We start from the raw sequence: 14,235 nt of genomic DNA on the forward strand, positions 1-14,235 counted from the left end.
TTTCTCTAAAGTCTCTTTTTTATTTTTCCCAATCAGATTTTAGAAGCGAAAAAACATTTACATCATGAGATTCGTTTCCTTGAAATAAATACCCTCTCAACTTACCTTCCATTTTGAAACCTATTTTTTCAAGTAGAGATGAAGAAGCTATATTTTCCGGAAAAATTATGGCACCAATACGATAAAGTCCTAAATTTTGATAGCAATATGTAATCACTTTATTTATTGCTTCTGAAGCATACCCTTTTCTCCAATATGCCGGTAATAAATCATATCCAATTTCTGTTCTTTTTGATGCAATAATTAGATTATTTAATCCAATCGTACCAATTAATTCATTTGATTCTTTTTCAATTAAACCCCAACGCATTCCGTGTTGATTTTCAAATCTTGTCTGAAACGATTCAATCATTTTTTCAGCTTGTACTTTTTCGGTAAAAGCATTCATGCCATAGTAACGAATCACTTCGTCATTTGAAAAAATAGAAAATATTTCAATTACATTTGCTTGTGTTATTTGAACTAAAGTTAATCTTTCTGTTTCCAAATTCGGAAAATCCATCAATTTACTCCCCCTTTTGATAATATAAAACGACCATCTTATTCGACAGTCGTTTACTCTATACATTTAATAAATTAGTTTTTAATTGCCTTGCATAAATTAAATCTTAGAATTCTTGCCAGTAATAAATGATGGTAATGATTAAAGAAACGATTGTAAAAATTGCAGAGACAAGAAAAGATATTGATTTTCCAGGTAATTGAACCTGACTTTCCTCTTTCACTTTTATGCCAGTTTGCGTTTGAACGGACAGTCTTACACTATTCGATAAAAATCCCCCACTACTTGTGAAAATTCGAATAATAATCGTAACAATTATGCCTACAATAAATGCATAATCAATCATTCTGGAATCCATAAAATTTGAAACCAACCATGTTAATCCCAATAAAACTGCTAATGTACTAACGATGAACGTAAGTTTCTTCAAAATTAATTCCCTCACTTTTTAGTGTTCATTTTTTATATTATAAGCTAATTTGGAAAATATTGTAATAAATATTTCGAATCTTTCATCTTATTGATATAGGAATGGACTATTTTAGGATAAAAATAAAGAAATTACTCTCTTCAAAGTCTTTTTACAAAACTAGTTAAAAAGCAATTTTATAAAAAACAATAAAAAAGTGCATCATAAGAAATCATTCTTAGATACACTTTTTAATCGAACTATGTTGCTGGAGTTAGCTCAATCATACAACGATAATTATTCATTTGTACTTCTTTTCCAATTACTTGATCTTTAACAAGTAAATGACGCATCAATAAATTTTCTTGTAGCATTGCTTTAAACTTTTCAGTGATTTTTAGTAAATCTTTATTTGCAGATATTGCAATATCTACACGCATGTTAATCGGTAATTTTAATTCTTTTCGATATTCTTGGATAGATCGAATCATTTCTCGGACTATACCTTCTTGAATAAGTTCTTCGGTTAAGGATACATCTAACGTCACAGTGAACTCACCATTTGTTGCTGAGGAATAACCTTCTTTCGGAATTTTTTCAATTAGCACATCTTGAATGTTAACCTGTAATGTATCTCCAGATTCAGTAACAAATTTACCGATTCCAGTTTCAATAAATTTCTTCGACTGCTCATTTCCTAATTGCTGGAGCCAATTATTAATATAGTTTGACTGTTTTCCATACTTTGCCGCTGCTTTTTTAAAGTCTAATTTTAGCTTAGCTAAAGAAAACTGATCATCATCCTTCAATTGTATGAAATTCTTTACATTCAACTCTTCTAAAACGATTTCTTTATAAGAATCCCAATTCATTTCGTTATGGCTACTTAATAACGACAAAGATGCTAACGGCTGTTTAATCTTTAATGATGTAACATTGCGTACACTTCTGCCTAATTCCACTACTTTTACAACAGCGTCCATTTCCTTTTCGAGATGTTCATTTATATGCGTGTCATCATGTACTGGATAATCAGATAGATGGACACTTTGACTAGTTAAATTATTATAAACATCTTCAGCTAAAAAGGGTGTAAATGGTGCTAATAATTGACTTACTTTTGTTAATACTTCGTATAGAGTGTGATATGCCGCTACTTTTTCTTGATCCATTCCACTAGCCCAAAAGCGTTCTCTTGAACGTCTTACATACCAATTACTAACTTCATCCACTAATTTTGCTATATCTCTCGCAGCATTTGTAAACTGATATTTTTCTAAATTTCCTTTTGTCTGTTTGATTGTGCTATGCAATCGCGATAAAATCCAGTCATCTAATTTATTCTTTTTATATTCGTATTTGTTATTTGGATTGAATCCATCTAAATCAGCATATAGTCTGTAAAAACTATAAACGTTTCCAAAGGTGTCAATTAATTTTGATTTAGCTTCCTGAACAACTCTTTCCGAAAAGCGTTTAGGGTTCCAAGGAGCGCTATCAACTAATAAGGCCCATCTTAAAGAATCAGCTCCATACTTTTGGATTAATTCCATTGGGTCAAGTGCATTTCCCTTACTTTTAGACATTTTTTGTCCATTTTCATCTAAAACATGACCGAGTGAAAGTACACGTTTATATGGAGCTTTTCCAGTAAAAAGTGTTGATACTGCTAATAAACTATAAAACCAACCACGAGTTTGGTCAATTCCTTCAATCACTACATCTGCAGGAAATTGTTTATCAAATTTTTCTTTGTTTTCAAAAGGATAATGATATTGTGCAAACGGCATTGATCCACTATCGAACCATACATCAATGACTTCAGGCGTCCTTTCCATCTCCTCGTGACAATTTGAACACTTTAGTTTTACTTGGTCAACAAAGGGTTTATGCAATTCAATTGAATCGATTGGCTCAACTGATAAGTTTATTAATTCTTTAATACTTTTAGGAGCGACTTGATGGTCACATGAACTGCATTCCCATATATTTAACGGTGTACCCCAGTACCTTTTACGACTTATATTCCAATCGACCATTTGTTCTAAGAAATTCCCAAATCGACCATTTTTAATATGGTCTGGATGCCATGTAACTTCTGCATTGTTCTTTATAAATTGCTCTTTAAATGCTGTTGTTTTGATAAACCAACTCTCGTTTGCATAATACAGTAATGGTGAATCACAACGCCAACAATGTGGATAGCTATGCTCATATTTTTCTTTACTAAATAATAGACCTTTTTCAGCCAAATAACGAACAATATCAACATCGCATTCTTTGACAAAACGCCCTCGGAAATTTGAAACTTCATCTGTATATTGTCCCTTTTCATTAACGATGTTAACAAAAGATAAACCATTTTCTTGTACAACCTTATAATCATCTTCACCATAAGCAGGTGCGATATGCACAATACCTGTACCACTATTTTCCGTTACAAATTCCGCCCCCACAACCTTATGTCCAGTTTCGACGCTAACGTAATGAAATGGTGGTGTATATGCGATACCAATTAAATCAGCAGCTGGAACTTCTGATAGTACGACATAATCAGATTTTAAAACCTTTTCTGTTAATGATTCAGCAAGTATATAGACTTCTTCACCTTTTTTAGCACGAACATATTTCATAGTTGGATTAATTGCTAAAGCTACATTAGCTGGGAGTGTCCATGGTGTTGTCGTCCAACCTAGGAAATATTCATTTTCTCGATTTTCCACCTTGAATTTTACTGTTGCAGTTAAGTCTTTGACCACTTTATAACCTTGCGCTACTTCATGTGAGCTTAGCGAAGTTTGACAACTCGGACAGTAAGGTGAGACGCGATGCCCCTTCATCAGTAATCCTTTTTCATGGATAGTACCCAAAATATTCCAAACACTTTCTATATATGAATTATCTAGCGTGACGTACGGGTCATCCATATCTACCCAATAACCAAGCTGTTCCGTAAATTCCCGCCATTGTTTCTCATAAATAAACACGCTTTCTTTACATTTTTCAAGAAATGCTTCAACACCATACTTTTCAATTTCTGCTTTCCCTGAGATCCCCAATTGCTTCTCAACACCAAGTTCAACAGGTAAACCATGCGTATCCCAACCAGCTTTCCTAATTACTTGATATCCAGACATCGTTTTGTATCTAGCAACTATATCCTTAATTGTACGTCCTAATGCATGACCTACATGTGGAAGTCCATTTGCAGTAGGAGGGCCTTCATAAAAAACAAATGATTGTTTATTATCTCTTAAATTAATGGATTCCAAAAATGTACTATTCGTAGTCCACAATTCTCTTATTCTTTTTTCACGTTGTTGCGTCGTTTCCTTTAAACTTTCCTTTTCCATGTGTATCGCTCCTATTTTCTTTATTATTAAAGCACACAAAAAACCCGTCCCTATAAAAAGGGACGGGTTTAACCGCGATACCACCCTAATTCTATTGAAAAAGTCCGTTCTTCAATAGCACTCAGTCACGTACAATCATACGCGTTCCTTTTAACGGTAGACACCCGTTCAAACTTACTAAAGTTCAGTCTGACTTCTCGGAGAGGATCTTCTTTTATGAATTGTACACCGGTTTTCAGCATATCCCGGCTCTCTTTAGAACAATTTCAAAAAATACTTTTCTCGTCATTGAATTTGTGTGCTTTAATTGGATATTATTATATACAAAACGAAATGAAACGTCAATTTTTTCTGAATTTTAAATCATTATTAAAATGAATCTGCTGCTTTCTCAAACAGTACACTTTGTTCAATAACACCACAAGCACCACATTGTATCAAATATTCTGGCCCCTTGTATGGAATATAGAATGGATCGAGACCACCTGAAATATATTCTTCTTGTTCAACATCTCCGCTTTGAGCATTTAACTTTACTGCTTTAGGGTGTTGTTCGATTACATAGAATCGCGTTTTATTAGTTTTACAGCGTGGACATGCTAATTTATGCATAAAATTCACCTCATTTAATTTCATATAGGTTAATTTTCCATTAATTAACTCTTTTATACATGTTCATTCGAATTTAACTTCCCCTCAAACACAATCTTTCTGCCAGATGGTTCAATTTCCATCTTCCCATTTACCATTTGTTCCGAAAAAATTGGTACTTCCATTCTTTTTATAGGTTTGTATCCTTCTGCTTGCATTCTAGCAAGGCAATCATTTATTGTTTCGTTTTCAAGAACTTCAAATTTTTTCTTACTCATAATAAGCCTACTTTCTTTTTAAATCATTTGTTCTATTTTAACATTCTATATAAAATCTTTCGTATCATTAATTAATAGAAATCAATTTACTTTACTGTACAAAAAACCTTACTACAATTAAGAGTAAGGTTTTAATTGCTACTATTTCTAGTTTCTTAGCTTTGAGATAAATCTTAACGCTTCTATATAAATCCAAATAATAGTAACTAATAAACCAAATGCGCAGTACCACTCAAATTGTTTCGGTGCACCTTGACTTACACTTGTTGTAATTAAGTCAAAATCTAAAAACAAATTAAGTGAAGCAATAATTAAAATAGCTAAGCTCACAACTAGTCCTAATGGTCCTGATTGATGGATAAATGGAACAGGCACGTGGAATAAATGAAGAACCATCGTCAATAAGTAAAAAATAAATACTCCTAATGTTAGACCAAATACAATTGATCTAAAGCGCTGAGTTACTTTCACAATGCCTGTTGCATAACAAATTAATGTTCCAGCAATGATTGCAATTGTTAGTAAAACCGCTTGTAAAACAATCATACCATAAGTCGCTTCATAAACCGCCGATATATTACCAATCAATATCCCTTCTACTGCCGCATAAATAGGAGTTGTTATAGGAGCCAATCTAGGTGAAAAGGAAGTAACTAAACCAATTATAAACGCAAAAATTAAGCAACCAATGAATACTTTAGAATTTAATGTACCCGTCGCAGTTAAATAAAAAGAATAGCCTGCAGTTCCAATTAACAAAATTAATGCAATGAATGTTTTGGAAATAGTCCCGCCTAATGTCATTGCTTGGTCTGAATGTCGAGATTTTGTTAATGTTTTCGAATTTAAAATAGGATTCGAACTCTTCATTTAAACGCCTCCTCTATTTAATCAATAGTTTTTAACATTTTTAGTAATTTTCATAAAGTTTAAACAAGCTTTATTTAATTATATGAAAAAAGATGTCCAAAAGGACACCTTAATTCGAAAAAGATACGTTATTATGATTAGAATTTAATTTTTTCTGATATAAATGCATGTAGTTCGCTAATTGCAACACGTGTTTGTTCCATAGTGTCACGATCACGGACTGTTACTTTACCATCTTCAATTGAATCAAAATCATATGTGATACAGAATGGAGTACCAATTTCATCTTGTCTGCGATATCGTTTTCCGATCGATCCAGTTTCATCAAAATCTACATTAAAATCTTCAGATAATGAAGCAAATACTTCACTAGCATTTTCAGATAATTTTTTAGATAAAGGTAAAATTGCAGCCTTAAATGGTGCTAATGCTGGGTGTAGACGCATTACAGTTCGAGAAGTTCCATCTTCTAATGCTTCTTCCTCATATGCATCAATTAAAAATGCTAATGTTACACGGTCTGCACCCAATGACGGCTCGATACAATAAGGAACATATTTTTCATTTGTTATTGGATCATGATAAGTGAAATCTTCAGTTGAATATTCCATATGTTGTTTTAAATCATAATCTGTACGTGAAGCAATTCCCCATAGTTCACCCCAACCAAATGGGAATTTATATTCAAAGTCACTAGTTGCGTTACTATAATGAGATAATTCATCTTCACTATGATCACGTAAGCGAAGATTATTTTCGTTTATGCCTAGTGTTAACAACCATTTATTTGCAGTTTCTTTCCAATAAGTAAACCATTCAAGTTCCTCACCTGGCTTACAGAAAAATTCAAGTTCCATTTGTTCAAATTCACGCGTACGGAACGTGAAATTTCCTGGAGTGATTTCGTTACGAAAACTTTTTCCGATTTGTGCAATACCGAATGGAACTTTCTTTCTCATTGTGCGCTGAACATTTTTAAAGTTTACGAAGATACCTTGTGCTGTTTCAGGACGTAAGAAAATTTCATTTGTACTTGATTCTGTAACACCTTGGAACGTTTTAAACATTAAGTTAAATTGACGGATATCCGTAAAATCATGGCTACCACAATCAGGACAAGCTATATTATGTTCTACGATTAACTTAGCCATTTCTGTGAAAGGTAGACCATCAACAATGATTTCCATCCCTTTTTCTTCTAGCGCATTTTCAATTAATTTATCTGCACGATGACGAGCTTTACAGTTTTTACAATCGATCATTGGATCATTAAAATTACCAATATGACCTGATGCTTCCCATGTACGAGGATTCATTAAGATTGCAGCATCAAGACCTACATTATAAGGACTTTGCTGAACAAACTTTTTCCACCAAGCTTTTTTAACATTATTTTTTAATTCTACACCTAATGGACCATAATCCCATGTATTTGCTAAACCACCATAAATTTCAGAACCTGGGAATACAAATCCTCTGTGTTTTGCATGACTTACAACAACTTCCATTGATTTTTCAGTCATTTCATTCGCCTCCATTTTTCAATTAGTTAATTTTTGAAAATGCAAGAATGAAATAAAAAAGCTCTCATCCTTAGGCATTTTCTGCCTAGGGACGAGAGCTGTATGCACCCGCGGTTCCACCCTAGTTGACAACTTCAAAATAAAATTGTCCACTTTAAAAATTAACTCAGGAATGCCTTTCACTAAAGGTTTTGATTGAGCTCTCACTATCCCCAATTCGCTTAGCAAAATAATCTTTAGATACTTCTTTCCGTCAACGTTAGTACTATGTATTAAATAATATGGTATTAGTTTAACAAAGTGACAACTAATCCGTCAAATATTATTATTAACAATTCACTTTTAAAAAATACGAAGAATTTTTCGAATATTTCTGGGAATAATTCATGTAAAGATAATGCCTTTACAGCCTTCTCATAACTTGGTATGATAGAAAAGTTGTTTTAAAAATATAACCATACTACTAGAAGGGAGTGCTAGTTTTGAGTAGCAGCATTTTTTTAAAGAAAAAGAAACGTTCAGCAGTATTGCTTGATAAACATCATTCCATTCGTTTATTAAAAACGAACAAAAAGCGAATCGTAAACAAAAGAAATAATAAAATAAAAGGATTCGAACAAATATTAGTTAAAGAATTAAACGAAGAAATGATTTCAAATTCAAACAGTACGGTAAATGAAATTTTTGAATCAAAAAGTAATATAACAATTGAAGGATTACCAGTAACATTTCTTCTAAAGCTTGGAAAAGAATTTTTCTCAGATTTAGAAGCAGTGAAGTACTATTATAATAGTAAACAAGAAGATTTCTACAAGAATCGTAGTTTACTAGAGGAATCACTTCAATCTTCAATTAACAACTCTTCTAAAGAAGATCAATTAAAGATTTCGGCATTTATTTCTAATAAATAATATAATTATATTACTTTTAAAAGCACCTTTTCGATTAATGAAATGGTGCTTTTTCAATAAAAAGGCTCAGATTAAAAATTTTGTTGATTTTCGTTTCAGGATGCTCCCTTTCCGTGGGGCGTGAGCAAAGCCGCCTGGGCCCACACGATGTGGGTCATGCATGCGTTACAACAGGACGTCGTGCTATTAGCATGCCTACCTTTTTGGTCTCATCCTTCTCGCTACTCCCACAGGAGTCTCGCATATCCATTCCAATCAAATCTCTTTAGCCACTCTTTTCATTAAATCCTGTTAGATCTGTCATACCAATGCGAATAGTTTAATATCAACAATAATCATTAACAGAGCGAATAAAAAAATGTCTGATAAGACCAGCGTTTAAGCTACTCCTCAGACATTTTTTCAGCTTATGCTAAATATGCTTTTTTAATTTCTTCATTGTTCATCAATGTCTTACCTTCTCCAACCATTTGAATCTCACCTGTTTGGATAACATAACCACGATGTGCAATTTGTAAAGCTTGATATGCGTTTTGTTCTACTAAAAGAATAGTCATACCTTGCTTATTTAATTGCTCAATGATTTCAAAAATCTGTTCAACAATAATTGGTGCAAGACCCATTGAAGGCTCATCTAACATTAAGATTGATGGGCCCATCATAAGACCTCTACCTATCGCTAACATTTGTTGTTCTCCACCACTCATTGTTCCGCCTTTTTGATTTAATCGCTCATGCAGTCTAGGGAAATAATCAAATACCATTTCCATTCTAGCTGCAATCAACTTTTTATCTTTAACAGAAAATGCACCCATTTCTAGGTTTTCTTTTACAGTTAGTTTGGAAAAGATTCGTCTTCCTTCAGGAACGTGAGCAATTCCTTTTAATGCAATCTCATGTGAAGGTAGCTTTACAATATCTTCACCTTTATAAAGTAGTGACCCAGATTTTGGTTTAACCTGTCCACAAATCGTTTTAAGTGTCGTCGATTTTCCAGCACCATTACTTCCAATTAATGTAACAATTTCACCTTCATTTACATCAATATTAATATTTTTTAGTGCTTGAATACCACCGTAAAAAGAGTTAATATCTTTTAATTGTAATAGTGTCATTTTTTTACTCCTTTCACTATGCAGTAGTCACTGCACTTTTTCCTAAATATGCTTCAATAACTTTTTGGTTATTTCGAATTTCAAGTGGTTTACCCTCAGCAATCTTTTCACCGTGGTCAAGTACGAATAAATATTCAGAAATCTCCATTACAAGTTTCATATCATGTTCGATCAAAACGATTGTTAAATTTAGATCATCTCGCATTTGAAAAATTAAATCCGTCAATTCCTTTGTTTCTTTCGGGTTCATACCTGCAGCTGGCTCATCTAAAAGTAAAATACTTGGCTTAGATGCAAGCGCACGTGCAATTTCAAGACGTCTTTGAGCACCATATGATAGACTAGAAGCTTCTTCATTATAAACTTCACTTAATCCAACGTACTCTAACCATTTATATGCTTCTTGCATAGCTTGCTTTTCTAATTTTTTAAATCTTGGTAAATGGAATAGAGTTGAAAAAACTCCGTATTTTAAATGTTGGTGCATACCAACCATTACATTTTCTAGTGCAGTCATACTACTAAATAATCGGATATTTTGAAATGTACGGGCGATACCTTTTTTAGATACGGCATGTGGCTTCAAGCCTACTAAGCTTTCGCTTCCTAGTTCAATCGCTCCACTTGTAGGAGTGTAGACACCTGTAATCATATTAAAAAATGTAGTTTTCCCGGCTCCATTTGGTCCAATTACAGCAGTAATTGACCCTTTTTCAATTTCAATATTTACATTGTTAACGGCAGTCAAACCACCGAAACTCTTTGTTAGATTAGTCGTTTTTAACATTTTTTAGCCTCCTCTCCTAAAGTGAAACTGTTCGTTGATTTTCTTCGACTACTTGTTTTTCAATTAAATCTTCTTTCGCCACAACTTTATTACGCGAAGGCATTAACCCTTGTGGTCTAAAAATTGCTACAAGTATTAGGATCAAACCAAAAATCATACGTTGCATTTTAGCAGGCGATAACGCAGCAGGAATGTTAAGAACTCCATCCAATGTTAATTGATTTAAATAATTAGTTACTTCTGTTAATACTTGTAAATTTAGAATCGTTACAAGTGATGCACCAAGTATAACTCCAGGTACACTTCCCATTCCACCAAGTATAACCATTACTAAAATTGTAATCGATTCAAGTAAAGTAAAACTTGTTGGGTCGATGAACATCTGTTTTGCAGAGAAAACAACTCCCATCATTCCAGAGAATGATGCTCCGATCGCGAAAGCAATTAATTTTGTTCTTACTAAATGGATTCCAGATGCTTGTGCTGCAATCTCATTCTCACGAACTGCTTTCCATGAACGCCCTAACTTAGAGTCTTGCAATCTTGTAACTGCTAAGATTACAACTGCTAATACAACTAATACTACATAATAAAACTGACTAGAATCACTAATTACGTAGCCAAAAATTGTTGGAGATGGAATAGATGAAATCCCTTGCGCTCCCCCTGTAATATTTACTGGTTGATCTAAGTTATTAAATACAATACGAATAATTTCTCCAAATCCAAGGGTTACGATAGCTAAATAATCACCTTTAACACGAAGAACTGGGATCCCTAAAAGTACTCCTGCAATTGCAGCAATAACTCCTCCGATGATAATGAATACCCAAAATGAATTACCCGTGAACGGTAAGAAATCAAAATGTAAGAAGTTTGTTACTTGTTTTGTTGAAAAAATTGCATACGTATAAGATCCAATTGCAAAAAATGCAACAAATCCTAAATCTAATAGTCCAGCTAGTCCTACAACAACATTAAGTCCAAGTGCCATAGCTACATAAATTCCAACAAGTGTAGCTACGCCCATGTATGATTCGAAAGCAGCACCTTGTGAGGCCACATATGGCATAATCACAGTTAATACTAAAATTCCAATCATCCATTTTGTTTTGACTGGAAAGTTCGTTTTATATAGTAAAAATAGCGAGAATAAAATTAATAGAAATGCAGTTACCGATTCTTGTAGAAAGTAAAGTCCTAGTGAAGTTACTAAAATATAAGATGTTAAAAAGATAGCTTGTAATTTGTTCGACTGTTTAATTGGTCCAAATAATCTATTCATCTAATTCACCTACACTTTCTCAGCTACTGGTTTACCAAATAAACCTTCTGGCTTAAAGATTAGAACTAGAATTAAAATACCGAATGCAAACACGTCTTTATATTCCGATGGGAATACTCCGTGTGTAATTGTTGATAAATTTGCTGCTGCAAACATTTCAACGACACCAATTAAGAAACCACCAACCATTGCTCCACGAATATTTCCAATTCCACCTAATACGGCAGCTGTAAATGCCTTTAACCCTAGAATAAAGCCGATATATGGATCAATCGTGTTGTATTGTAATGCAAAAAGTACTCCAGTCGCACCACCTAGAGCAGAACCTAGGAAAAACGTTAAAGAAATAACTTTATTCACATTAACAGACATTAATGAAGCTGTTTCACGATCTTGAGCTACTGCACGCATTGCCGTACCCCATTTTGTTTTATTGATGAAGTAATCTAATGAAATCATCATTACAACTGCAACAACTAAAATAATGATCGATGCTGATTTAATTTGAGCGTCTCCTAAAGCAGATAGGATAGAATTTGTTTTGATTTGATGTTGGCCAGAAAATAGTGATGGACCAGTAATAATGTAATTTCCTTCTTTTAATTCAGCAATAAAACGCACAAGGTCTTGAAGTAAAAAAGAAATTCCGATTGCTGTAATTAATGTGATCAATTTTGGTGCATTTCGGAGTGGACGATATGCAACCCGCTCAATCCCCATTCCTAAAAATCCAGTTAATGTTGAAGCAATAATGAGTACAACAGCTAAAACTAATATAGCTGGTAAACTACTGAATAATCCAAAACCTGTAAACGTAATTAAAACAGCAGTTCCAATAAATGCACCTACCATGAAAATCTCACCATGTGCAAAATTGATTAGTTCTAAAATCCCATAAACCATTGTATAACCTAGTGCAACAATTGCGTAAACAGCTCCTAAAACAAGACCGTCAATCAAAACTTGAGGTAATGTTTGGATGATTTCATTCATGATCGTAACCTCCTATAAATAAAGTAGTTATGTTTGTTAAAGTGTTGGCAAATATTTACATTTTTTTCACTTCATTTAGAGAAAAAGAGTATCACGATTTACGAGATACTCTTTTCTTTTTACTAACATCCTTCTACCTTCATCGTCTTTACAAATTCTCATAGTTTAATAGTAAGCTATTAGATTGTTAATACGGCATTCGGAGGTATAGAAGGCGTCAATTCATAAATTATTTAGTTACTTCGCCTACTTGAGTACCTGGGTATTTAGCTTCTTTAAATGAGTAGATAAATACTTTAGCGAATTTGTTGTCCCCTTTATCATCGAAGCCAACTTCCGTAACTACACCTTGGTAATCTTGAATATCACGAACAGCTTTCGCTACAGCCTCACGAGAAGGAGCTTTTCCTTTTTTATCGCCAATTGCATCTTTTAAACCTTTTAATAAAACACCAGCTGAATCATAACCGTAAGAAGAGAATGACTCAATATTTTTATTAAATTTAGATTTATAACTGTCAGCAAATTTTTTACCGATGTCTGTTTTTAACGTGTCCCCTGCAACTGAAGTATAGTAGAAGTTCTTAACCGCATCACCAGCGATGTCTACTAAACCAGAAGAGTCCATTCCGTCTCCACCCATGAATGGCATATTTAAGCCCTTATCACGTGCTTGTTTTAATAAAATTCCACCTTCTGCATAAAGTCCACCGAAGAATACTAAATCAGGATTTTTTGCTTTAACGTTATTTAAAACACCATTAAAGTCTTTATCACCAACTTGAATACCTTCTTCACCTAAAACAGTAGCTCCAAGTTTAACAGCTGCATCTTTAAATTCATTCGCTAAACCTGTACCATAAGGAGTTTTATCTTGAATGATAAAAATCTTTTTAGCTTTTAATGTATTGACAGCGAAATTAGCTCCTGCTGGTCCTTGGAAATCATCTCTAGCACAAATACGGTTTACTACGCTTAAACCGCGGTCTGTTACTTCATTTGCAGTATTAGAAGGAGATACCATTACGATATGGTCTTTCTCGTACTTTAATGAAGAAGGAATCGCTACACCAGAGTTTAAGTGTCCAACGACACCTAAAATTTTATTATCTGCAGCTAATTGCTCAGCATTTGCAACACCTTTTTTAGGATCACCTTGGTCATCATAAGGAACAAGTTTTAAGTCAAAGCCTAATTTTTTAAACTCTGCTTTTTGGTCCTCTAACGCTAACTGCGCTCCTAGTTTAATTGATTCCCCTAAAATTGCATTATTACCAGATAATGGTGTATTTGTTGCAATTTTGATTACCGTGTTACCATCTTTCCCGGAATTATTACAACCTGCTAAAATTCCTGTTGCTAATGATACAGATGCTAAAATTGCAAAACCTTTTTTCAATACCATTATGTAAGCCCCCTTTAATAACTTATTTTTTAGAAAATTTCAAATACTTAAGAAAATAGTAAGCTATATTTTTTCTTTAGACAAGTTCTTTTGGTTCAAAATATTTCGACAATTCTGTCGATTGTTCATTAAATTAGGAAATTTTTACCACAT

Annotated in this window: 13 protein-coding genes and 2 other annotated features; of the genes, 1 reads left to right on the forward strand and 12 read right to left on the reverse strand. The window is 33.4% G+C overall.

Annotation, left to right across the window (positions count from 1 at the left end):
- Positions 1-19: 19 nt before the first annotated feature.
- The 7 genes from B7R65_RS01630 to B7R65_RS01660 form a co-directional block, all read right to left on the reverse strand.
- Positions 20-562, reverse strand: coding sequence for a GNAT family N-acetyltransferase (locus B7R65_RS01630; protein ID WP_088041005.1), 543 nt, complete (start codon positions 560-562; stop codon positions 20-22).
- Positions 563-668: 106 nt separating this feature from the next.
- On the reverse strand, positions 669-992 hold the full coding sequence (locus B7R65_RS01635; RefSeq protein WP_088041006.1) for a hypothetical protein: 324 nt from the start codon (positions 990-992) through the stop codon (positions 669-671).
- 239 nt (positions 993-1,231) lie between these two features.
- Positions 1,232-4,324: an isoleucine--tRNA ligase gene (ileS, locus tag B7R65_RS01640; RefSeq protein ID WP_088041007.1), complete on the reverse strand. Its 3,093-nt coding sequence runs from the start codon at positions 4,322-4,324 to the stop codon at positions 1,232-1,234.
- A 55-nt stretch (positions 4,325-4,379) separates the two neighbouring features.
- Positions 4,380-4,622: a binding site (T-box leader), on the reverse strand.
- Positions 4,623-4,693: 71 nt separating this feature from the next.
- Positions 4,694-4,936, reverse strand: coding sequence for a DNA alkylation repair protein (locus B7R65_RS01645; protein WP_088041008.1), 243 nt, complete (start codon positions 4,934-4,936; stop codon positions 4,694-4,696).
- A gap of 53 nt (positions 4,937-4,989) precedes the next feature.
- Complete coding sequence (locus tag B7R65_RS01650; RefSeq protein ID WP_088041009.1) at positions 4,990-5,193, reverse strand: NETI motif-containing protein; 204 nt, start codon at positions 5,191-5,193, stop codon at positions 4,990-4,992.
- A 147-nt stretch (positions 5,194-5,340) separates the two neighbouring features.
- Entirely contained in the window at positions 5,341-6,063 is a 723-nt protein-coding gene (locus tag B7R65_RS01655) for a Bax inhibitor-1/YccA family protein (protein ID WP_088041010.1), read from the reverse strand.
- Between the two features lie 137 nt (positions 6,064-6,200).
- Complete coding sequence (locus tag B7R65_RS01660; RefSeq protein ID WP_088041011.1) at positions 6,201-7,586, reverse strand: glycine--tRNA ligase; 1,386 nt, start codon at positions 7,584-7,586, stop codon at positions 6,201-6,203.
- A gap of 84 nt (positions 7,587-7,670) precedes the next feature.
- Positions 7,671-7,852: a binding site (T-box leader), on the reverse strand.
- A 216-nt stretch (positions 7,853-8,068) separates the two neighbouring features.
- Between B7R65_RS01660 and B7R65_RS01665 the strand changes: the two genes are divergently transcribed.
- Positions 8,069-8,497 carry a hypothetical protein gene (locus B7R65_RS01665; protein WP_088041012.1) on the forward strand — a complete coding sequence of 143 codons (429 nt, stop codon included), beginning with the start codon at positions 8,069-8,071 and terminating at the stop codon, positions 8,495-8,497.
- A 407-nt stretch (positions 8,498-8,904) separates the two neighbouring features.
- Here B7R65_RS01665 and B7R65_RS01670 read toward each other — a convergent pair whose 3' ends face one another.
- The 5 genes from B7R65_RS01670 to B7R65_RS01690 form a co-directional block, all read right to left on the reverse strand.
- Positions 8,905-9,612: an ABC transporter ATP-binding protein gene (locus B7R65_RS01670; protein ID WP_088041013.1), complete on the reverse strand. Its 708-nt coding sequence runs from the start codon at positions 9,610-9,612 to the stop codon at positions 8,905-8,907.
- 16 nt (positions 9,613-9,628) lie between these two features.
- Positions 9,629-10,399 (reverse strand): ABC transporter ATP-binding protein, encoded by a 771-nt coding sequence (locus B7R65_RS01675; protein ID WP_088041014.1) that lies wholly within the window; start codon positions 10,397-10,399, stop codon positions 9,629-9,631.
- Positions 10,400-10,415: 16 nt separating this feature from the next.
- Complete coding sequence (locus B7R65_RS01680) at positions 10,416-11,684, reverse strand: ABC transporter permease subunit (protein WP_088041015.1); 1,269 nt, start codon at positions 11,682-11,684, stop codon at positions 10,416-10,418.
- 9 nt (positions 11,685-11,693) lie between these two features.
- The gene (locus B7R65_RS01685; RefSeq protein WP_088041016.1) at positions 11,694-12,680 is read right to left on the reverse strand and encodes a branched-chain amino acid ABC transporter permease; all 987 of its coding nucleotides are present in this window, start codon (positions 12,678-12,680) and stop codon (positions 11,694-11,696) included.
- 226 nt (positions 12,681-12,906) lie between these two features.
- Positions 12,907-14,082, reverse strand: a complete 1,176-nt coding sequence (locus B7R65_RS01690; RefSeq protein WP_088041017.1) for a branched-chain amino acid ABC transporter substrate-binding protein — start codon at positions 14,080-14,082, stop codon at positions 12,907-12,909.
- Positions 14,083-14,235: the final 153 nt, after the last annotated feature.

This window comes from Bacillus sp. EAC (assembly GCF_002156875.1).
Classification (GTDB): domain Bacteria; phylum Bacillota; class Bacilli; order Bacillales; family Bacillaceae_G; genus Gottfriedia.

Bases quoted from the DNA above. Each gene is read 5' to 3' on its own strand.
- B7R65_RS01630 (WP_088041005.1), bottom strand. From the start codon at position 562: ATGGATTTTCCGAATTTGGAAACAGAAAGATTAACTTTAGTTCAAATA.
- ileS (WP_088041007.1), bottom strand. From the start codon at position 4,324: ATGGAAAAGGAAAGTTTAAAGGAAACGACGCAACAACGTGAAAAAAGA.
- B7R65_RS01645 (WP_088041008.1), bottom strand. From the start codon at position 4,936: ATGCATAAATTAGCATGTCCACGCTGTAAAACTAATAAAACGCGATTC.
- B7R65_RS01650 (WP_088041009.1), bottom strand. From the start codon at position 5,193: ATGAGTAAGAAAAAATTTGAAGTTCTTGAAAACGAAACAATAAATGAT.
- B7R65_RS01655 (WP_088041010.1), bottom strand. From the start codon at position 6,063: ATGAAGAGTTCGAATCCTATTTTAAATTCGAAAACATTAACAAAATCT.
- B7R65_RS01660 (WP_088041011.1), bottom strand. From the start codon at position 7,586: ATGACTGAAAAATCAATGGAAGTTGTTGTAAGTCATGCAAAACACAGA.
- B7R65_RS01670 (WP_088041013.1), bottom strand. From the start codon at position 9,612: ATGACACTATTACAATTAAAAGATATTAACTCTTTTTACGGTGGTATT.
- B7R65_RS01675 (WP_088041014.1), bottom strand. From the start codon at position 10,399: ATGTTAAAAACGACTAATCTAACAAAGAGTTTCGGTGGTTTGACTGCC.
- B7R65_RS01680 (WP_088041015.1), bottom strand. From the start codon at position 11,684: ATGAATAGATTATTTGGACCAATTAAACAGTCGAACAAATTACAAGCT.
- B7R65_RS01690 (WP_088041017.1), bottom strand. From the start codon at position 14,082: ATGGTATTGAAAAAAGGTTTTGCAATTTTAGCATCTGTATCATTAGCA.